This is a genomic window from Hominimerdicola alba, from assembly GCF_900112155.1.
Taxonomy (GTDB): Bacteria; Bacillota; Clostridia; order Oscillospirales; family Ruminococcaceae; genus Hominimerdicola; species Hominimerdicola alba_D.
Genome location: NZ_FOKQ01000027.1, coordinates 39,047 through 58,151, shown reverse-complemented (window position 1 = coordinate 58,151; position 19,105 = coordinate 39,047). Strand labels below are relative to the sequence as shown.

The following is a 19,105-nucleotide window of genomic DNA, read 5'->3' as shown; positions in this document are numbered from 1 at the left end:
ATCTTCGCAAGTTTACGGATAAAGCTTGTCTGGTCGCAGCGATTGAAGAATACATCAGATACTACAATACTGGTCGGTACCAGATTAAATTGAGCAGCATGACACCTATGGAATACCATGAAGCGTATGCTGCGTGACCGATCGGCGGGTGCCGCGGCAAGCACCTTTCTCCGTTCGTCGCTCCGCTCCTCACTCCAAAAGGTGCTTGCCAATTGCTGCCAACGACAAAGCAGCCTGCACAAATTGCACAGACTGCTTTTGGTTACTACATAGATTATTTTTGTTTTTTGCGCTGTCTACTTGACAGGGGGCGGGTCAGAAAGGCGCTCAGGGGCATTATGATAAATCATAATTTGTCTATTTGCTTAGTACACAATTGTATCGGACAGCAACTCCATCAGGATATTCAACTACGATTCTTTCCTCGGCAAAGCCACACTTACGGTAGAATCCGATCGAATCATCGTCCGTTTGTGCTTCTATCCTTTCCAAATCCTCTGATTCCATTATATATTGGAGCATATTGCTGCCGATTCCTTTACGACGGTCTTTTTCAGATACAGCTATTCCAATGATTTCCGCTACAGCATCTGATAGTTTCAGAATAATCATTCCTGTTTTCACACCTTGATTCTCGCATACATATACACTCACAAATGGGGCGTTTAACAAATCTTCCATTTGTTTTTTGAAGTCCTCATATGTCGGATGGTACATACACGAAGCATAAATCAAGAATGCCTCTTTTGAAAGGATCCAGTCTTTATCATCATATAACATTACGTTCATTAATAGCCTCACAAATTCCAATCTATCTTAATAACGATTATAGCACACGATTTTTGCTCTGTCAAATCGATCGTAAAAAGACTGCCTTATCCTGCCCCGCCTGCGGATATGGAGAAGATCACCGCTCAATAAACAATATCATCGTATGAGGCGGTGTCCTATATTATAAAAAGAGTGCGTGAGAAACGCTATCTCACACACTCTTTATTACAGTCTATCTATTACTTAACGTAGAACAGCAGCTGACCGTATGTGGGATAAGGCCAGTACTTCTCGCCTACCAGAGTTTCTATCTCGTCAGCGGAAGCTCTCAGCTCGCCCATAGCAACGAATACGGTATCGTGATAGTAGTTAGCAAGTGCTTCAACATCGTCGATATCCTTTGCCTTGATCTCTGCTTCTTCCAGTGCGGAAAGTCTGCGGTAGGTCTGTGAAGCCAGTGCGGAAAGTCTCTTTACAAGGTCGTCCTCGAAAGAGGTATCTGCGCCGCAGTCCTTAGCCAGTGCGGAAGTCTGTGCCAGCTCCTTGATGTAGGTAGCAACAGCAGGCAGGATATCCTTCTTAGCCATATCTATCATGGTCAGAGCTTCGATGTTGATGGTCTTGCAGTATTCGTCCAGCAGTATCTCAACTCTTGACTTCAGCTCGGTCTCGCTGTAAACATTGTACTTCGAGAACAGCTCAACGTTCTTGGGTGCGAGATATGTGGGTATAGCCTCGGGTGTGCTCTTCAGGTTCAGCAGACCTCTCTTCTCAGCCTCAGCTACCCAGTCAACAGAATAGCCGTCGCCGTTGAAGATGATGTTCTTGCTTTCCTTGATTGTGTTCTTGATGAGGTCGTCCAGTGCATCCTGGAAATTATCAGCCTTTTCAAGAACATCTGCGAAATCGTCCAGTACCTTTGCAACGATGGTGTTGAGCACGGTGTTGGGACCTGCGCAGGAAAGTCTTGAACCGGGGCTTCTGAACTCGAACTTGTTGCCTGTGAAAGCAAAAGGAGAAGTTCTGTTTCTGTCGGTAGTATCCTTAGCAAAGTGAGGAAGAACGTCAACGCCGATCTCCATCTCAACGTGCTCGCCCTCGTACTTGTAGCCGTTAACAATGGAATCCAGAACGCCTGTCAGCTCATCGCCGAGGAATATGGAAATGATAGCGGGAGGAGCTTCGTTAGCGCCCAGTCTGTGATCGTTGCCCGCAGTAGCTACGCAGGCTCTGAGTACGTCCTGATAATCAAACACTGCCTTGATAACAGCAGTCAGGAACAGCAGGAACTGAGCATTCTCGGCAGGGGTCTTGCCGGGTTCAAGAAGATTGATGCCTGTATTTGTTGAAAGCGACCAGTTGTTGTGCTTGCCCGAACCGTTGATGCCTGCAAAAGGCTTTTCGTGGAGCAGGCACTTGAAGCCGTGCTTTCTTGCAGTACGCTTCATGATCTCCATGGTCAGCTGATTGTGGTCGGTAGCGATATTTGTAGTGCCGTAGATGGGAGCCAGCTCGTGCTGTGCGGGAGCGACCTCGTTGTGCTTGGTCTTGGCATGGATACCCAGTCTCCAGAGCTGTTCGTCCAGATCCTTCATATAAGCGGCAACTCTTGTCTTGATAGTACCAAAGTAGTGATCTTCAAGCTCCTGACCCTTGGGTGCGGGTGCGCCGAAGAGAGTTCTGCCTGTGAAGATCATGTCCTTTCTGTGAGAATACATCTCTCTGTCAACAAGGAAGTATTCCTGCTCGGGACCTACGTTGGAGATAACTCTTGTAGCGTCAGAACCGAAGAGCTTCAGAACTCTCAGTGCAGACTTGTTGATAGCTTCCATAGATCTCAGCAGGGGAGTTTTCTTATCCAGTGCCTCACCGTTGTAAGAGCAGAAAGCTGTGGGGATGCAGAGGGTCTTTTCCTTTATGAAAGCATAGGAAGTAGGATCCCATGCGGTATAGCCTCTTGCTTCAAAAGTAGCTCTCAGTCCGCCGGAGGGGAATGAGGAAGCATCAGGCTCGCCCTTTACCAGCTCCTTGCCCGAGAATTCCATAATAACATGACCGCCCTCAGCAGGTGTGATGAAGCTGTCCAGCTTTTCAGCAGTAAGTCCGGTCATAGGCTGGAACCAGTGAGTGTAATGTGTGCAGCCCTTTTCAACTGCCCAATCCTTCATGGCATTTGCAACGATGTTCGCAACATCGGGTGCCAGCGGATCGCCGTAATCCATAGTCTTTTTCAGTGCTTTGTAAGTTGCCTTGGGCAGTTTTTCTCTCATTACAGACTCATTAAATACATCTGAGCCAAATATCTCGGGTACGCTTATCATAATTATCCCTCCAGAATAATAAAAAGCGCTGCGGACTAAGCGTCCACAGCGCCATTGCTGTTAACAAATATGAGTATACACCGATATCCTTAATTTGTCAAGAGGTTTTTTGATTTTCAGCCAAAAGGACAAAAGGTCGGAATTTTATGGTATTTATTTGGTGCAATCGGCTCAAATCAATCCAGCGGATACCGCGTGATGTCAGTTGGTTATTACTCTTCTTCGCCGCCATCAGTATCCGTCTCAGCCGCTTCCTTTTCTTCGGGAGCTTCTGAAGGCTCAGTCTTTGTCTCAGCGGGCTTTGAAGTTTCCTCAGCTTTGGGTGTTTCGGGCTTATCATTCACAAAATCATCGATGGCATTCGTGATGTTATTCTCTGCCTTGCGCATGATCTCGCCGAAAGAATTGAAGCTTTCAGCTGCGTTTTCAAAGGTGCTTTTCAGCATATCCTTGAAAAAATATCCGCCGCGGGATTCTTCTTTTTCAGGCTTTGCAGTTTTCTCGGTCTTAACAGTTTTTTCTGCCTTTGCCGTGTTTTCAGCCGCAGGCTTTTCCTGCTCTCCCGCGGGTGCTGTAAATGTGGAAGAAATGTTGTTTGCAGTTATGGTGCTGCCTGTTTTTATCTTGGAATAGATAAGGTCGAGCGCCTGCTTGGGCAGGGTAACATCGTTCAGCACGAACTTTATCCTGCCTGCGTCGTTATCAGCATCGATCATGGAATCAACGCCGTCAGCAGTTATCTTCACATTTGTGAAAGTCACGCTGCAGCCGCTGCCCACCTTTGCCATCACCATCGAGAGGGCATAAGCCGTCATGGTCATGTTCTCAAAAGAAAGTGTGCTGCCCGCTGTGGGACTGCCTATCATCATGCAGCTGCGGTCATCGCAGGGACGGATAGTTACCTCGTTCATTCTGAAAGTGCATCCGCTGCCTATCTGCAAAAGCTTTTCAGCAAACTCGCTCTCGTTGATATCAAGGGCTGTGCAGTTGATGTTCATGCCGTCAGAACCGGTTGTGAAACCGCCTGCATTATCACTGCCGTTATCCACATAATCAGGAGCGCTCTTATCACCGCCGAACAGATCACCGTTGGGGTCGATGCCCTGCTTTACCTGTTCAATAAGACTTTCAAGGTCGAAACCTTTTCTTGCTTTTTCGATGATGTTGTCAACGTCAGCGCCCTGCTTAGCCATATCTATCAGCTTTCTGAAAGGACTTCCGCCTGCGAAGGGATCGCGAAAGATAAATCCACTGTCCTTGCTTGAATTATCACGGCTGAAGAACCCGCGCTTTTTGCCGTTCTCATTGATCCACTGCTGATATGTCATATTTTCAAGCCCTGCATAGGCTTCAATGGGCAGAGGTGCAGTGAACTTTGCAGGTGCTTTCTCCTGAGTGATGACGATGCACCAGTCCTCGGCGTTTTCGGAGTTGAAAGGCAGCTCGAATACTCTCAAAAGACCTGTCTTGTCGCGCTTGCTGATAACAGGCTCATAGCGGTTCTTATCCAGGGCGAAAGTCAGCCTGTCGTCCCATCTGTTTTCGGGGAAAATATTCACCAGCGAAACTTCGTCGCCGTCCTCGTTATGTCCGCCAACCATAGCAAATCTGAATGTATAGTCGGTGAACTTTTGCAGTTTCATTCTGCTTATTATCTGCGACCTGTGTCTGTCATGGTCGCCTATCTCCCATACCTCGGCAGTGCCGAGTGAAAGGGTTATAAATGTGCGCAGCCCCGAATTGGAGCGGCAGCTTTTGTCAAACGCGAATTTTCTCGCATCAAATTCTATTATCTTGCTCATCTGTTGTTCCTCCGTGTTTATCTCTGCGGTCGGAGCGTGAGCAGATATCAGTCTTATCTCACAGTCGCTGACATACTCTGCCCGACCGTTCTTTACAAGCCCCGCCGCCCTTTTAGGGTAGGTGGTGCCGATCACTTTGCCGTTTTCGTCCGTTACAATAATGTTTTTTGTCATGGGTGTCCTCCCCTTTGTAACTCAAACCTTTTTCTGTTGTACGATGTCCGTTTTTTATTATGGGTGCCATCCCCTCATCGTTATTTGTATGATACCACATTTTGCTTCCGGTGTCAATGTAAAATAGGTGAAATCCGAGAGAGCGCGATGAAAGTAGCAGTAACTGCCAAGGGAGAGAGCTTTTGGAATTCTTCGCAAGATTGTGTTGTCCCTCTGCCGTTTTTTTACACAAATAACGACCTCGTATTTCGTACATTCAGCCGATAGATGAAAACCCCATAAAAGTGATATAATATATAGGTAAACCTTTAGACTAAAAGGAGGCAGTAACATGAGCGAAGTAATGGACAAGATAATCTCCAGAAGAAGCGTAAGGGCTTTCACTTATGAAATGCCCACTGAGGAACAGCTGGAAACTATCCTGAAAGCAGGCACTTTTGCTGCTACGGGTATGAACAGGCAGTCCCCGATAATGATCTGTGTGACCGATAAAAAGGTGCGCGATGAGCTTTCAGCAATGAATGCCCGCATTATGGGCAAGGACGAGAGTTTTGATCCCTTCTACGGCGCACCCGCTGTTATAATAGTTCTCGCCGACAAGAGTGCAAGCACCTATATCTACGATGGCAGTCTTGTTATGGGAAATCTCATGCTGGCAGCCCACGATGTTGGTCTGGGCAGCTGCTGGATACACCGTGCTAAGGAGGAATTTGAATCCGAAGAGGGCAAGGCACTGCTGGCAAAGCTGGGCATCACGGGTGATTACGAGGGCATCGGCCACTGTGTTGTAGGTCATATCAAGGGTGACTACCCCGCAGAAAAGCCCCGCAAGGAAAACTATATATACTATATTAAATAATAGGAGGTCTTTAATATGCCTTTCATCAACATCAAAACCAACGCAGCGGTTTCAGCTGAAAAGGAAGACAGCATCAAAACAGCTATGGGTCAGGCGATAACCGCTATCCCCGGCAAGTCCGAAAACTGGCTCATGGTAGGTATCGAGCCTGAGTACAAGCTGTGGTTCAAGGGTACTTCGGACCCTGCCGCTATGGTACAGGTAAGCATATACGGTACTGCTGACAGGTCTGCAAAGAACAAGCTAACAGGCAAGATATCCGAGATAATCGGCGACGAGCTGGGCATAAGCCCCTCGCGTATATATGTAAGCTACACCGATACCCCCGACTGGGGCTGGAACGGCGCTAACTTCTGATATTTCACAGGTAAATACAACACCCCCGTGTTCTGGGATCAGAACGCGGGGGTGATATTTTTGTAAGACTACCTGTTGTTTACAAGCTCGGGATACATATCGTGCTGTGCAAGTCTCTGCCATGCAAGTTCTTCCCACTTAGTACCCTTTATGCCGTAGTTGCAGTAAGGGTCGATGGAAATTCCGCCGCGGGGCAGGAATTTTCCCCATACCTCGATGTACTTGGGTTCCATCAGCTTGATGAGGTCATTCATGATGATGTTCACACAGTCCTCGTGGAAATCGCCGTGGTTGCGGAAGCTGAACAGATACAGCTTCAGCGATTTGCTCTCCACCATTCTCTCAGCGGGAATGTAGGAAATATAAATAGTCGCGAAATCAGGCTGACCCGTTATGGGGCAAAGGCTTGTGAATTCGGGGCAGTTGAACTTCACGAAATAATCGCGGTCGGGGTGCTTGTTGGGGAAAGTTTCCAGTACCTCGGGAGCGTAGTCCGCACTGTACTTTGTGTTGTTGTTACCAAGCAGAGATATACTGCCTCTTTCGTTTTCTGTTCTGCCTGCCATGTTCATTCTCCTTTCAGCAGAGGGTCTGTAAGTCCGTTAGCCTCAAAAGCCGCTGTTCTGTCGATGCAGGTGCCGCACTTTCCGCAGGGCTTTTCTCCGCCCTCGTAGCAGCTCCATGTAAGTTCATAAGGCACACCCAGCTCAGTGCCCATCTTCACAACGTCCGCCTTTGTAAGACCTACAAAGGGAGCTTCGATATGCACCTGTTCGCCGCTGCCCAGAGTTATCGCCCTGTTTATTGCGTCATTGAAATCCTGCGAGCAGTCGGGATATGCGTTGCCTGCCGCATCATCGGCGTGTGCGCCGTAGTAGATGACCCCGCAGTCAAGGGATATTGCTATGCTTGCCGCCGAAGCAAGGAAAAGTCCGTTGCGGAAAGGCACATAGGTGGAAACAGGCTTGCCATCGGTGTGGGTCAGCTGTTCAGCGTAGCTTTCGTGGGGTATCTCCTTATCCGAATTTGTCAGCAGTGAGCAATCAGAATCCGCGAAGATAAGCGCAAGGTCGAGAGTTTTCAGCGTTACACCGTAATATGCCGCAACGTCCTTTGCCGCCTTGATCTCCTTGTCGTGCTTCTGTCCGTAGAATACAGAAAGTGCCCTGACGTTTTCTTTGCCGTGTTTTTTTATGGCGAGAGCAAGACAGGTGGCGCTGTCAAGTCCGCCGCTCAATAATACCAATGCTTTCATATCGCACCTCAGTCAAGTGATCTTTTAAGGTCGCTGTCAGTTTTGAATGCGCCGAGATACGTGCGTGTCTCGGTATGTGATGAGGCATTTTTAATGCCCCTTGCCGTCATGCAGCTGTGGCAGCCTGTTATCTTGACACCCACATCGGGAGTGCCTGCCGCCTCGGAGATTATCTCTGCAATATCCCTGCCAAGCCTTTCCTGCAACTGCAGGCGCTTAGCCGCCATTTCGCAGATACGTGCTATCTTGCTGAGCCCCAGCACCTTTCCGCGGGGAATATAGCTTACATTCACGGTCATATCGTACATCAGCGCCATGTGGTGTTCGCAGTAGCTGAACACGGTGATGTCTTTCATGATGATGGCTTCCTCAGCGCCGATATCCTCAGCAGTAAAGGTCTTGCCGAACATCTCAGCTATATCGTGGTTTGTATAGGCAGTACCCTCCAGCACTTCCGAAAGCATATTAGCTACGCGGGCAGGAGTATCTTTAAGACCCTCTCTTTCGGGGTCTTCGCCTATGGCTTCAAGCAAGCCCTTTATGTGAAACATTATCTTTTCCTTATCCATTTTCAGACCCCTCTCTCATTCGGATCCCATATAAACTTATGAAGCTGTAATTGCAGATTGACCCTGCCCAGCTTCTTTTCTTTCATGAACTCTACCATGTCCTTAGGCTCTATCCGCCCGAAAACAGGGCTGAGATACACCTTGCATACAGGTTTGTACTCTTCAAGTACCTCTGCCGCCCGTTCAAGGTCTTCTCGTGATGCACACACAAATTTCAGCGTGTCGCTGTCTTTCAGCTGAGGAAGATTCTCTAGGCACATACGGCTCTCCATTCCGCTGGAAGGCAGTTTGTAATCCATGGTGAACTCGGGACGCACCCCGCTTTTTTCAGCCACTGGCACTATTGGCACCGAGCCGTTTGTTTCTATCTCAACATCTATACCGATATCGTTCAGCGCATTTATCAGCTCTGCGATATCTTTCTGCAAAAGAGGTTCGCCACCTGTGAGGGTCACTCGATGCAGACCGTATTCCTCTGCCGCAGACTTTGCAATATCCGCCAGCTGACTTACAGTCTTTTCGGTATATGCCACATCTGCACTGTTAGCCCATTTGGTATCGCACCAGTCGCACTGAAGATTACAGCCCGCGAATCTCATGAACAGCGCCAGTTCACCTGCGAACCTGCCCTCGCCGTTTATGCTTACGAAGCTTTCCACAAGCTTGAATGTACCCATGTCATTCACCCTCGTAATATGCACAGTTTTCGTGAGTTTCATAAACCGTTATCCTGCTGACCGGGAATCCCTGTGCTGTCAGCAGATCGTAAAAATGCTTCGCCAGATTTTCGGCAGTAGGACGGAAATCCACCTCGGTAAGGGAGAAGCCCTCATCTGAAAGTGCTGCAAGGGTAGCTGCTTTGAAACTGCCTTTTTCATATATAAGCGTATGGTCGAAAGAATCAGCCAGCCCGCGCACAGCCTTTTTGAGGTCGCCGAAATCTATCAGCATTCCTCGCTTTTCGCCGTTCTGCTGTAACTCGCTGCCGGATATCTCTGCTTCGATCTTCCAACAGTGACCGTGTATATTAGCGCATTTTCCGTTGTATCCTGCAAGAAAATGTGCGCTGTCAAAATGTGCTTCAGTTTTGAGATGATACATTTTATCCTCCAAAAAAATAATGCGTCCGCAAAAAATGCAGGCGCACAGAATATCAGCATGAGCCATAAGACCCAAGCGAATACCATTATGTGCCCTGGTTTTGTTTTTATGCCGTCACAGGCATATGACAGGATGGCGCAAGCGAACTGTCGGGATACATTATAACACCATTATTCCCCAAAGTCAAGGCATTTAACGGAAATTTTACGTATATTGCATCACTTGAAAAATTTGAACAAAATATTAAGTTACATTTATTAATTTTATCAAAATCATTGACATACAATGTAATGTCTGTTATAATATAATAAACAGCTTCTATGAAGTGTGACAAAATTTATATAATGTCACGATTTTGGCAACAGATGACAGAGAGGTGAGATGTAATGGAGAGATATCGCTTTACGGATAATGAACGTGCTTTGATGGAAAAAGCCGATATCCCCTTTGCAATATACCAGTTTATAGATAAACGTGTGGTCACGCTTATACTCTCAAAGGGCTTTTGCGACCTTTTCGGCTATGAGGATCCTGAAAAGGCTTACTATAATGCGGATAACGATATGTACAGGGATACTCATCCCGATGATGCAGGGCGTATCGCTGATGCGGCTTACAGATTTGCTACCACTGACGATGCCGGATATGATGTAGTATACCGTTCAAAGGCAAAAGACGGCGAGAGTTACAATATCATACACGCCCAGGCAAAGCACATACAAACGGCTACGGGAGAGCGCCTTGCGCAGGTGTGGTATACCTATGAGGGCAACTGTACCGGTGACGATGCGAATGCTATTTTTATCGGCAATAATATGAAAACATCCCTTTATGAAGATAGTATGCTCAAAGCAAGCTACTACGATCATCTTACAGGTCTGCCAGGCATGACATATTTCTTTGAGCTTGCTACATATAAAAGAAAAGTTATCGAACGTGAGGGCGGTACTCCCGCTATGCTGTACATGGATTTCAGCGGAATGAAGTATTACAACCACAAGTTCGGTTTTGCTGAGGGCGACAAGCTACTGCAGGCTTTTTCAAGAGTGCTGGCAAAGCATTTCGGCAACGAGAACGCCAGCCGTCTGGGTCAGGATCATTTTGCTGTTATAACAAAAGCCGATGGCATTGAGATGGAGCTCAAATCTCTGTTTGAGGAATGCACCGCCATGGAAGATGTGCAGACACTGCCAATACACGTAGGCATATATATGCACTGGTTCGATGGCATAGTTGCAAGTATGGCCTGCGACAGGGCTAAGTTTGCCTGTGATACCCTTAAAAATCTTTATTCCTCCGAATTCAGCTATTATGATATGAAGATGAAGGATGCCGAGGAAAGACAGCAGTACATCATCGCAAATCTGGATAAGGCAATAGAGGAGCGCTGGATAAAGGTGTACTATCAGCCCATAGTCCGTGCCGTTAACGGCAGGGTATGCGATGAAGAAGCTCTGGCAAGATGGATAGACCCTGTAATGGGCTTTATGTCCCCGGGCGATTTTATACCCGTGCTGGAGGATCATAGGCTGATATACAAGCTGGATCTTTTTGTGGTCGAGTGCGTTTTACAGAAGATAAAAACTCTTTCGGGTGCAGGACTGAACCTTATGCCCCAGTCCGTAAACCTTTCTCGCTCTGATTTCGACAGCTGTGATATCGTAAGTGAGATATGCCGCCGTGTTGATAATGCAGGTATAGATCACAGTATGCTGACGATAGAGATAACCGAGAGCGTACTGGGTGATGATTTTGATTTTATGAAAAAGCAGGTGGAGCGCTTCCGTGCCCTTGGTTTCAGGGTATGGATGGACGACTTCGGCAGCGGTTATTCCTCGCTGGATATGCTGCAGAGTATGCCCTTCGACTTGCTTAAATTCGATATGAGATTCATGCAGCAGTTCAACAACGGACCCAAGTCCAAGATAATGCTGACAGAGCTGCTGAGAATGGCAAACGCCCTTGGTCTGGATACAGTCTGTGAAGGCGTTGAAACAGAGGAGCAGGCAAAGTTCCTGCTGGAGGCAGGCTGTGCGAAGCTTCAGGGATATTATTACCAGAAGCCTATACCCGTTGAGAAGATACTGGAAAAATACGCTCTGGGCATACAGATCGGTTTTGAAGAACCCGAACAGTCCCAGTATTACGATATCGTGGGCAGGCTGAGCCTTCATGATATATCCTCGGTGGCACAGGACGATAATGTCAGTCTGGATAAGTACTTTGATTCTATGCCCATGGCAGTCATAGAGGTTAAAGGAAACGGTCTTGTGCGCTTTACACGTTCAAACAGTTCGTACAGAGAGTTCATGCACAGAAATTTTGGTATGCAGATAAGTGATAATGCTTTCAACTACGGTGAGACCACCCTTGATGAAAGATCGCCTTTCCTGAAAGCTCTGCTTAATTGCCGCAATGACAGGAATACTTTCATGGTAGATGAGCAGATGGGCAGTGTGACTGTTCATTCATGTATGCGCAGGATAGCGGTGAATCCCAACGGTACATACGCGGTCGCAGTGGCTGTGCTTTCGGTAAGGGACAACAGCAATGGTACTACTTATGAAAACATCGCAAGGGCGCTGGCAGCGGATTTTACCAGCCTTTACTATGTTGATCTCAGAAATGATGAGTTCGTGGAATACAGCTCAAAACGAGGCGAGGACGAACTTGCACTTGAAAGACACGGCAAGGATTTCTTTGCCGCCAGCCGCGCTGATGCCGTGAAGATACTGTACAGTGAAGATGCAGATAATTTCATAGCAGTGTTCACCAAGGAGAACGTTCTGAAAAAGCTGGACGAGCAGGGAACTTTCACCATAAACTACAGGCAGATGTCAGATCGCGAGCTCGTTTACATGAGCCTGAAAGTTATGCGTATGCAGCATGATCCTGACCATATCATAATCGGTACACGAAATGTGGATCAGCAGATGAAACAGAACCAGATGCTGGAGCAGATACGCCGCAATGAGGCTGTATTCTCCCGCATGATGGCGCTTTCGGGCGACTATATATGCCTGTATACCATCGACCCGGTGACAGAGGATTATGTAGAGTACAGCGCCACTAATATGTACAAGGACTACGGTCTTAAAAAACGCGGCAAGGATTTCTTCAAGGCGGGCAGAGATACCTGCCATAAGGTCATTTACAGCGAGGAAGACTGCGAGAGATTCAGAAGTCAGTTCACTAAAGAGAACGTGATGAACTGTGTTGAAAAGGACGGCAGCTTCACGATAAAGTACAGTATAACCACCCCCGACGGACCGATGTCAGTGGTTGCTAGGGCGACGATGATACGTGAAGAGGATGGCAAAAAGCTGGTTCTCGGAGTAAAAAAGGCAGCTACGACATGATGCTGACAAAATAAAAAACGGCTGTGACGGTATATCCGCCGCAGCCGTTTTGTTTTCGATATCAAGCCTTTGCTGCAAAATGAGCGTTGAGCTTCTCTACCAGAGCATCAGCATCTGTGCCGTGAACAGCACAAGCCTCCTCGATGGTCTCGCCTCTTGAAGCGGGGCAGCCCAGACAATGCATACCTATTTCAAGAAACAGGGGAGCAACGTCAAAATCTGTATCGAGGATATCGCCGATAACCGTATCCTTAGTTACTGAATATGCCATTATGAATTCCTCCTTTTGGGTTTTGATATATTATAACATATATTTCCGGAAAAGTAAAGATGCCCCGAGATAAAAATTGGATTATTTCGGTATACTTTAGAGTTTGTTCATAACAGCTGCGTTTCGGGTGGGATTCAGATGCTGCTGTCCATGCCCCATTCCGTCATGCACAGGCGGATATAATAGCCCTGTGGCACACTACATACGGGGCATTGTTCAGGCGGCTGAGTGCTTGTCATTATAAAACCGCAGTTCATGCACACCCATACTTCCTCATTGTCAGAGCTGTAAAGCTGTCCGCGGCGGATAAGGTCAGCGAATGCAGAAAACCTTTCGGCGTGGGCATTTTCTATCTTTGCGATGTTCTCAAAGCTACGGGCGATATCGGCAAAACCCTCCTCACGGGCTGTGCGGGCGAATTCTGGATAGATATCATTCGATTCATGGCGCTCGTCATTAGCAGACATTTCAAGCATAGTAAGAAGGTCATCGCTGATATCAACAGGGTAGTCACCGCAGACCTTTATCTGCTGTCCCGAGAACTCCTTTAAATACTCATAAAACACCTGCGCGTGTGCTCTCTCCTGCTCGGCAGTAAAGCGGAAAAGCTCCGAAACTGCGTAGTCCTGAGAAGTGAATTTCCTCTGGACGAAGGTGTACCTGTTACGCGCCTGACTTTCACCCGCAAACGCCCTCATGAGATTTTCCTTGGTTTTTGAATTTGCCATATCCATAATCATTCCCCTTTCATCAGATGGTCAGTGTGCCGTTTTCGTTTTCTTCAAGAAGAAGCACCTGCTCCTCCTTTGCCGTGACAGCGTTGATATACACCAGCACCTTACGTCCGTTTCCGGCACGACAGGTGTATTCGTAGCAGAGAACTTCTCCGCCGCCGTCGGTGGGTATCACCGCTGTGCGGCTGCTGATAACGCTGAGTTTCGGTGAAACTTCCTCTTTTGCCCGCAGCACCGAGCACAGCTTGTCATTGTATTCCCGCTTGTGGTGGTTCGTCAGGAATCCGCGGGCATCATAGCCAAGTATATCGCCGTTATCCATCGCAACCGAGACTTTCACAAGGTCGGGATATATACGCTTGCCGAGGTCGCTGTAGCAGAAATTCACCGTCATCACGTTATTCTGAATCTCGTAGTAGGTCATCTCCATGGATAGTATCCCAAGATGGTCGAGATATTCTTCTGCTTTCTCAACAGCTGTATCTTTAGCGATCTTCGAAGCGTCAACATTGCGCATATTCAGAAAATACGAGATATAACCGCCGTTTTTCGTCACCTCGCAGAACACTCCGCCATCGTTGTCAGAAAATCGCCAAGCAGGCATTTTTCCTTTTACTTCCGAGCTTTGAGTTAAGTCGGAAAGGTTGATATCCAGCGCCATTGCCGCCCTTTGCAGGCAGTATTCCCTGCTCACTTCTTCGGCATTTTCGGTCATGCGCGGAGTTTGTTCCAGGATATTGTCGGAGAACGGTCCGTCGTATATCAGCTTGGGATAATCGTCAAAACTGCTCTCAAAATCGGTGAAGCCCTCGGTGACATGGGGCGGCTCTTCGTCTGCCATAAAGCCCTCAGCCCGCTCAAAGCACAGTTCTCCGCAGGCGACTTCGCCCTCAAGCTCCCAAAGCCTGTCACTCAGCAGCTTTGAAAAACTGCAAAGCCTCGAGATACTGCTGTATTCCTCTGCGGTGAGTTTTTCGCCGTTCTGAAGCTTCTTAGACAGCGACATCGAATAATTGCCAACCTGGGACAGGAATTTATTGGTGTTTTCAAGGTCTAGCTGACCCACCGGAAGCCTTGACAGTGCGGATTTTGCGGCAGAAGCTTCACGGCAGAGGTCTGCGGCAAGTGCTTGCTGTACCTGACCCGAGCCCGAATACAGCTGTTTTTCAAGCACATTGGTGATATCCTCACAGCTTCCCGCCAGCTCTTCAACGGCAGCAGTATAGGAATTGTTCACCGCCCGCTGAGCAGATTCGGCGCGTTTCATCAACATGATGTTCTTTACCGAAAGCGCCGTGACAGCCGCAAATGATATCAATGATAGTTTGATAAGTCCTCGTTTTGTGATAGACAAAAGCATCAGTCCTTTACATGATTTACGGTTAGTATGGCTGTAAACAGGCGGAATATGCACGTTTCAAAGACAGCGTCCGCAATTTTCAAACACAACTGCCGTCAGACACAATATCTGGTATCCGACTATGTGCCTATCTTCAAATCGTAGATTTTTTAACAAAGCCCCGCTGCCCCCGAAACTCCGCGCTATTAAAGCGAATAAACTTACGTATCATACAAAAATATGAACCGTCATTCGTGAACTCTGCCAAAAAATACACTGCGTTATTGTGCATATTTAATCGATTAAGCGCTTGACAAATACAACATATTGTGCTATGATTATATACGCAGTACAACATAATGAAGAAAAGAGGAATGTTCCATGATAAACGTAAATGTTAAGAACGGTGAGCTTACCGAAGAAGAGAAGCAGGCATATATTTCCAGAGCTCATGACCTTTATCCCGGTAAGGCTATTGATTCCATAGATATTTCACTTGACGGCGATTATGCTGAAGTGGACTACCATTTCTCTGCTGTACCTTTCCAGAGGATAAGAAGGATCACAGGTTATCTGGTCGGCACTCTCGATCGTTTCAATGATGCTAAGCGCAGTGAAGTTGAAGACAGAGTTAAGCACGGCGTTGTTAGCTAAGTACTTTTAATTTTAATAATTTGTTTTTTATTGTCAGAGGCCGTTCCGTTAATTCGGGGCGGCTTTTTTCTGTGCTTTTGAATATTGTTGATCCTTTTGGGAAAAATAAAAATGAAAATATTTTGTAAAGGGTGTTGACATTCGGGAGAAAGTGTGGTATATTTTGTTTGTACACAAATTAATCGTACAAAAACAAATCGCATACAATGCTTTTGAAACTATAAGGAGGAACGTAATATGTCAGTTTATGAGAACGTACTGAAAAGAAAAGATGGCAGTGAGTTTGGTCTGGACGAGCTTAATGGCAAGGTCCTGCTGATAGTCAACACAGCGACGGGCTGTGGCTTTACTCCCCAGTATAAGGGTCTTGAAAAACTGTATGAGGAATACAAGGACAAGGGTCTTGAGATACTGGATATCCCCTGCGACCAGTTCGGACATCAGGCACCCGGCAGCGATGATGAGATACATGAGTTCTGTACTCTGACCTATAACACCACGTTCCCGAGATTTGCAAAATCCGAGATAAACGGTGAAAATGAACTGCCTCTGTATACTTTCCTGAAATCACAGATGGCTGAGGACAGCGTAACAGGTCCTATCAACAAGACCATAATGAAGGGCGTTGAAAAACTCAGCACCAGCTGCAAAAAGGCAGGGGACATCAAGTGGAATTTCACAAAATTCCTGGTTGACCGCGAAGGAAATGTAGTTGGCAGATATTCACCCACCACTAAGCCCGAAGAGCTCGAAAAGGAGATCAAGAAATATATATGAGCGATAAATACGAAGCTTTAAGACTGAAAAACCAGCTTTGCTTCCCGCTTTATCTCTGCGCAAAGGAAGTAACGCGTAAATATACCCCAATGCTGGATGAGCTTGACCTCACATATACCCAGTACGTGGTGATGATGTACCTGTGGGAACAGGACGGCTGTACCGTCCATCAGATAGGCGATACGTTGATGCTTGACCCCAGTACCCTCACACCTCTGCTGAAAAAGCTGGAGAGCAAAGGGTATATCTCCCGCACCCGCAGTGAGACCGATGAGCGCAGCCTGAACATCGTGCTGACAGAGAAAGGTTCGGCGCTTAAAGACAAGGCGCTGTCAGTACCTGAGCAGATGAGATGCTGCATAGGTCTGACCCCCGAAGAGGGCGCAGCTCTCTACGGGCTGATAATGAAAGTTCTTAATAATATTGAAAACACTGAAAAGGAGTGACTGTTATGGCAGTAATAAAGGTAACAACAGCTGATTTTGAAAACGTGGTACTGAAATCCGATAAGCCCGTTCTGGTAGATTTCAATGCGGACTGGTGCGGCCCCTGCAAGATGCTGGCACCCTTGCTGGAAGAGATAGCAGCCGCACGTGATGATATAAAGGTAGTAAGTGTAAATGTTGACGATGAGGGCGCTCTTGCCGCTCAGTTCGGTATATCATCTATCCCATGCCTTATCGCATTCAAGGACGGTGCAGAAACAAAGCGCAGCATAGGTTTCCGCGGAAAGGGCGCTATAGAAGAACTTCTGAGGTGATGCTATGAATTACGATGTAGTTATCATAGGCGCAGGTCCTGCGGGCATGACAGCCGCAGTATACGCAAGACGCGCCAATAAAACGGTTCTTCTCCTTGAAGCCGCAAGCTTCGGTGGACAGATAATCAACGCTCACAGCATTGAGAATTACCCAACAGCACCTCATATCTCAGGCTTTGACTTTGCTATGCGCCTTTATGAACAAGCAACGGCACTGGGTGCTGAGTTCGTGTTTGAAAAGGCTGTGGGTATCGAGGACAAAGGCGATTACAAGCAGGTGAATACTCCTACCGCAAGCTACCGCGCGGGGACTGTCATCATAGCCACAGGCTCGGACAAGCGCAAGCTGGGCGTAGCCCGCGAGGACGAACTTATCGGCAAGGGTGTAAGCTACTGCGCTACCTGTGACGGTGCGTTCTTCCGCGGAAAGACTGTTGCTGTGGCAGGCGGAACAAGGGTCGCACTTGAAGATGCGCTTTATCTGGCAGACGTTGTTGAGAAGGTATACCTCGTACACAAACTGGACAGTTTCCGCGGTGCTGAGGCTGAATTCGAGCGACTGAAAGAACGTGAGAACGTGGAGATACTTCTGAACAGCAATATCACCACGCTGAAAGGTGAAAACTCTCTTGAAGCCATCGAGATAACTGCCAAGGACGGCAGTGTGCGTGATATCAGCGCAAGCGGGCTGTTCGTGGCAGTGGGCAGAGTTCCCGAGAATCAGAATTTCTCATCGGTGATAGAACTTGACGACAAGGGCTACGCAGTTGCAGGCGAAAACTGCCTGACCAAGACCGAGGGCATATATGTCGCAGGGGACAACCGCGTAAAAGAAGTACGTCAGCTTGTAACTGCCGCTGCTGACGGTGCAGTTGCGGCTATGGCTGCTGTAAAATACCTCAATGAGAAAAAGGCATAACAAAAAATCGGGGAAGACCTTTATAAAAGAGGTCTTCTCCGATTTGGTTTTTACGTTATTTATTCGGAAATCGCATCAAGCGAAAGTGTCGCTATGCCGTTGAGTGAGCCGTCTGCACGCTTGCCTGCAAGGTAATCGTAATAGCCCTGACAGGATATCATAGCGCCGTTGTCACCGCAGTATTTCAGCTCGGGCATATATACCTTGAAGCCACGCTTGTCGCACTCTTTTTGCAGAAGTTCTCTCACGCCCGAGTTTGCTGAAACGCCACCTGCAAGACCAATGGTCTTGTAGCCCAGATGTTCAGCGGCGAGCATTGTCTTATCCACCAGTGCCTTTGCTACAGTCGCCTGAAAAGAAGCCGCCATACCCTCACGGTCAACTGGAACACCTTTCTGCTCGGCGTTGTGGACGAGGTTTATCACCGCGGTCTTCAATCCCGAAAAGCTCAGATCGTACTCGCTACCCTGCACGCGGGGCTTGGGAAGGTCATAGGCTTTGGGGTCGCCAAGCTTTGCGGCGGCATCGATGAATTTTCCGCCCGGATATTCGTAACCCAGAGTTCTCGCAACCTTGTCGAAACATTCGCCTGCCGCATCATCGCGTGTTCTGCCCACAACATGGTAATGGGTATAATCTTTGACCTCAACGATGTGGGAATGTCCGCCCGATGCCACAAGGCAGAGGTAAGGCGGTTCAAGATCTGGGTGGGAGATGTAGTTTGAAGCTATGTGCCCCGCGATGTGATGCACGGGCACAAGGGGCTTTTTGGTGCTCATTGCAAGTCCTTTGGCGAAGCTTACGCCTACCAGCAGTGCGCCTATCAGTCCCGGAGCGTAGGTAACTGCTATGGCATCTATGTCATCCATAGTGCAGTTTGCCTCTTCGAGAGCGGCTTTTGCCACCCATGAGATATTTTCGGCATGGCGGCGGGAAGCTATCTCTGGCACAACTCCGCCGTACAGCCTGTGTTCATCTATCTGTGAAGCGACGATGTTTGAAAGCACAGTTCTGCCGTTTTCAGTAACGGATATCGCTGTTTCGTCGCAAGAGCTTTCTATTCCTAAGATCTTCATATTATCC

General features: G+C 47.7%; 21 protein-coding genes. 9 read left to right on the top strand and 12 right to left on the bottom strand.

What is annotated here, in order from left to right; all coding sequences use genetic code 11:
* The coding region (locus BM265_RS21100; protein ID WP_143098733.1) for an IS3 family transposase at nt 1-137 on the top strand (137 nt) is incomplete at its 5' end.
* Nucleotides 138-357: 220 nt separating this feature from the next.
* Here the strand turns inward: BM265_RS21100 and BM265_RS13985 are convergent.
* The 3 genes from BM265_RS13985 to BM265_RS13975 all read right to left on the bottom strand — a co-directional run bounded on the left by BM265_RS13985 (nt 358) and on the right by BM265_RS13975 (nt 5,068).
* Entirely contained in the window at nt 358-789 is a 432-nt protein-coding gene (locus BM265_RS13985; RefSeq protein ID WP_074962479.1) for a GNAT family N-acetyltransferase, read from the bottom strand.
* Between the two features lie 221 nt (nt 790-1,010).
* Nucleotides 1,011-3,092 (bottom strand): glutamine synthetase III family protein, encoded by a 2,082-nt coding sequence (locus tag BM265_RS13980; RefSeq protein WP_074962477.1) that lies wholly within the window; start codon nt 3,090-3,092, stop codon nt 1,011-1,013.
* 212 nt (nt 3,093-3,304) lie between these two features.
* Entirely contained in the window at nt 3,305-5,068 is a 1,764-nt protein-coding gene (locus BM265_RS13975) for a hypothetical protein (RefSeq protein WP_074962474.1), read from the bottom strand.
* 331 nt (nt 5,069-5,399) lie between these two features.
* Between BM265_RS13975 and BM265_RS13970 the strand changes: the two genes are divergently transcribed.
* Together BM265_RS13970 and BM265_RS13965 are read left to right on the top strand one after the other, a co-directional pair.
* On the top strand, nt 5,400-5,927 hold the full coding sequence (locus BM265_RS13970) for a nitroreductase (RefSeq protein ID WP_074962471.1): 528 nt from the start codon (nt 5,400-5,402) through the stop codon (nt 5,925-5,927).
* Between the two features lie 15 nt (nt 5,928-5,942).
* The gene (locus BM265_RS13965; protein WP_074962468.1) at nt 5,943-6,284 is read left to right on the top strand and encodes a phenylpyruvate tautomerase MIF-related protein; all 342 of its coding nucleotides are present in this window, start codon (nt 5,943-5,945) and stop codon (nt 6,282-6,284) included.
* Between the two features lie 68 nt (nt 6,285-6,352).
* On the opposite strand, the gene queF is transcribed toward BM265_RS13965, so the two are convergent.
* The 5 genes from queF to queD are packed head-to-tail and all read right to left on the bottom strand — an operon-like array spanning nt 6,353 to nt 9,209.
* Nucleotides 6,353-6,850, bottom strand: coding sequence for a preQ(1) synthase (queF, locus tag BM265_RS13960; RefSeq protein ID WP_037288311.1), 498 nt, complete (start codon nt 6,848-6,850; stop codon nt 6,353-6,355).
* A 2-nt stretch (nt 6,851-6,852) separates the two neighbouring features.
* Nucleotides 6,853-7,539, bottom strand: coding sequence for a 7-cyano-7-deazaguanine synthase QueC (gene queC, locus BM265_RS13955; RefSeq protein ID WP_074962466.1), 687 nt, complete (start codon nt 7,537-7,539; stop codon nt 6,853-6,855).
* Nucleotides 7,540-7,547: 8 nt separating this feature from the next.
* The gene (gene folE / locus BM265_RS13950; protein ID WP_177219598.1) at nt 7,548-8,108 is read right to left on the bottom strand and encodes a GTP cyclohydrolase I; all 561 of its coding nucleotides are present in this window, start codon (nt 8,106-8,108) and stop codon (nt 7,548-7,550) included.
* A gap of 2 nt (nt 8,109-8,110) precedes the next feature.
* A complete protein-coding gene (queE, locus tag BM265_RS13945; protein ID WP_074962463.1) occupies nt 8,111-8,785 on the bottom strand; it encodes a putative 7-carboxy-7-deazaguanine synthase QueE in 675 nt (224 codons plus the stop codon).
* 1 nt (nt 8,786) lies between these two features.
* Nucleotides 8,787-9,209, bottom strand: a complete 423-nt coding sequence (queD, locus tag BM265_RS13940; RefSeq protein WP_074962461.1) for a 6-carboxytetrahydropterin synthase QueD — start codon at nt 9,207-9,209, stop codon at nt 8,787-8,789.
* Nucleotides 9,210-9,595: 386 nt separating this feature from the next.
* Between queD and BM265_RS13935 the strand changes: the two genes are divergently transcribed.
* Nucleotides 9,596-12,568, top strand: a complete 2,973-nt coding sequence (locus BM265_RS13935; protein ID WP_074962458.1) for a sensor domain-containing protein — start codon at nt 9,596-9,598, stop codon at nt 12,566-12,568.
* Between the two features lie 61 nt (nt 12,569-12,629).
* On the opposite strand, the gene BM265_RS13930 is transcribed toward BM265_RS13935, so the two are convergent.
* The 3 genes from BM265_RS13930 to ypeB all read right to left on the bottom strand — a co-directional run bounded on the left by BM265_RS13930 (nt 12,630) and on the right by ypeB (nt 14,933).
* Nucleotides 12,630-12,839 (bottom strand): DUF1858 domain-containing protein, encoded by a 210-nt coding sequence (locus BM265_RS13930; RefSeq protein ID WP_024858334.1) that lies wholly within the window; start codon nt 12,837-12,839, stop codon nt 12,630-12,632.
* A 134-nt stretch (nt 12,840-12,973) separates the two neighbouring features.
* On the bottom strand, nt 12,974-13,573 hold the full coding sequence (gene rbr, locus BM265_RS13925; protein ID WP_081358474.1) for a rubrerythrin: 600 nt from the start codon (nt 13,571-13,573) through the stop codon (nt 12,974-12,976).
* Nucleotides 13,574-13,589: 16 nt separating this feature from the next.
* Nucleotides 13,590-14,933: a germination protein YpeB gene (ypeB, locus tag BM265_RS13920; protein ID WP_242940855.1), complete on the bottom strand. Its 1,344-nt coding sequence runs from the start codon at nt 14,931-14,933 to the stop codon at nt 13,590-13,592.
* Nucleotides 14,934-15,293: 360 nt separating this feature from the next.
* On the opposite strand from ypeB, the gene nrdD reads away from it, so the two are divergent.
* The 5 genes from nrdD (at nt 15,294) to BM265_RS13895 (ending at nt 18,022) form a co-directional block, all read left to right on the top strand.
* Nucleotides 15,294-15,566, top strand: coding sequence for an anaerobic ribonucleoside-triphosphate reductase (nrdD, locus tag BM265_RS13915; protein WP_024858331.1), 273 nt, complete (start codon nt 15,294-15,296; stop codon nt 15,564-15,566).
* Between the two features lie 237 nt (nt 15,567-15,803).
* Nucleotides 15,804-16,343: a glutathione peroxidase gene (locus tag BM265_RS13910; RefSeq protein ID WP_074962451.1), complete on the top strand. Its 540-nt coding sequence runs from the start codon at nt 15,804-15,806 to the stop codon at nt 16,341-16,343.
* Complete coding sequence (locus BM265_RS13905; RefSeq protein ID WP_074962448.1) at nt 16,340-16,789, top strand: MarR family winged helix-turn-helix transcriptional regulator; 450 nt, start codon at nt 16,340-16,342, stop codon at nt 16,787-16,789. Before BM265_RS13910 ends, BM265_RS13905 begins: the two co-directional genes overlap by 4 nt.
* A 5-nt stretch (nt 16,790-16,794) precedes the next feature.
* Complete coding sequence (gene trxA, locus BM265_RS13900) at nt 16,795-17,103, top strand: thioredoxin (protein ID WP_074829419.1); 309 nt, start codon at nt 16,795-16,797, stop codon at nt 17,101-17,103.
* A 4-nt stretch (nt 17,104-17,107) separates the two neighbouring features.
* Nucleotides 17,108-18,022, top strand: a complete 915-nt coding sequence (locus BM265_RS13895) for an NAD(P)/FAD-dependent oxidoreductase (protein ID WP_074962447.1) — start codon at nt 17,108-17,110, stop codon at nt 18,020-18,022.
* 59 nt (nt 18,023-18,081) lie between these two features.
* Here BM265_RS13895 and tsaD read toward each other — a convergent pair whose 3' ends face one another.
* Nucleotides 18,082-19,098, bottom strand: a complete 1,017-nt coding sequence (gene tsaD / locus BM265_RS13890; RefSeq protein WP_074962445.1) for a tRNA (adenosine(37)-N6)-threonylcarbamoyltransferase complex transferase subunit TsaD — start codon at nt 19,096-19,098, stop codon at nt 18,082-18,084.
* Nucleotides 19,099-19,105 lie beyond the last annotated feature (7 nt).

Coding starts and splice junctions, on each gene's coding strand:
- BM265_RS13935 (WP_074962458.1), top strand. CDS start 9,596: ATGGAGAGATATCGCTTTACGGATAATGAACGTGCTTTGATGGAAAAA.
- BM265_RS13965 (WP_074962468.1), top strand. CDS start 5,943: ATGCCTTTCATCAACATCAAAACCAACGCAGCGGTTTCAGCTGAAAAG.
- queE (WP_074962463.1), bottom strand. CDS start 8,785: ATGGGTACATTCAAGCTTGTGGAAAGCTTCGTAAGCATAAACGGCGAG.
- rbr (WP_081358474.1), bottom strand. CDS start 13,573: ATGGATATGGCAAATTCAAAAACCAAGGAAAATCTCATGAGGGCGTTT.
- nrdD (WP_024858331.1), top strand. CDS start 15,294: ATGATAAACGTAAATGTTAAGAACGGTGAGCTTACCGAAGAAGAGAAG.
- BM265_RS13975 (WP_074962474.1), bottom strand. CDS start 5,068: ATGACAAAAAACATTATTGTAACGGACGAAAACGGCAAAGTGATCGGC.
- tsaD (WP_074962445.1), bottom strand. CDS start 19,098: ATGAAGATCTTAGGAATAGAAAGCTCTTGCGACGAAACAGCGATATCC.
- queC (WP_074962466.1), bottom strand. CDS start 7,539: ATGAAAGCATTGGTATTATTGAGCGGCGGACTTGACAGCGCCACCTGT.
- BM265_RS13980 (WP_074962477.1), bottom strand. CDS start 3,092: ATGATAAGCGTACCCGAGATATTTGGCTCAGATGTATTTAATGAGTCT.
- trxA (WP_074829419.1), top strand. CDS start 16,795: ATGGCAGTAATAAAGGTAACAACAGCTGATTTTGAAAACGTGGTACTG.
- BM265_RS13895 (WP_074962447.1), top strand. CDS start 17,108: ATGAATTACGATGTAGTTATCATAGGCGCAGGTCCTGCGGGCATGACA.
- queD (WP_074962461.1), bottom strand. CDS start 9,209: ATGTATCATCTCAAAACTGAAGCACATTTTGACAGCGCACATTTTCTT.
- ypeB (WP_242940855.1), bottom strand. CDS start 14,933: ATGCTTTTGTCTATCACAAAACGAGGACTTATCAAACTATCATTGATA.
- BM265_RS13930 (WP_024858334.1), bottom strand. CDS start 12,839: ATGGCATATTCAGTAACTAAGGATACGGTTATCGGCGATATCCTCGAT.
- BM265_RS13910 (WP_074962451.1), top strand. CDS start 15,804: ATGTCAGTTTATGAGAACGTACTGAAAAGAAAAGATGGCAGTGAGTTT.
- BM265_RS13985 (WP_074962479.1), bottom strand. CDS start 789: ATGAACGTAATGTTATATGATGATAAAGACTGGATCCTTTCAAAAGAG.
- BM265_RS13905 (WP_074962448.1), top strand. CDS start 16,340: ATGAGCGATAAATACGAAGCTTTAAGACTGAAAAACCAGCTTTGCTTC.
- BM265_RS13970 (WP_074962471.1), top strand. CDS start 5,400: ATGAGCGAAGTAATGGACAAGATAATCTCCAGAAGAAGCGTAAGGGCT.
- folE (WP_177219598.1), bottom strand. CDS start 8,108: ATGGATAAGGAAAAGATAATGTTTCACATAAAGGGCTTGCTTGAAGCC.
- queF (WP_037288311.1), bottom strand. CDS start 6,850: ATGGCAGGCAGAACAGAAAACGAAAGAGGCAGTATATCTCTGCTTGGT.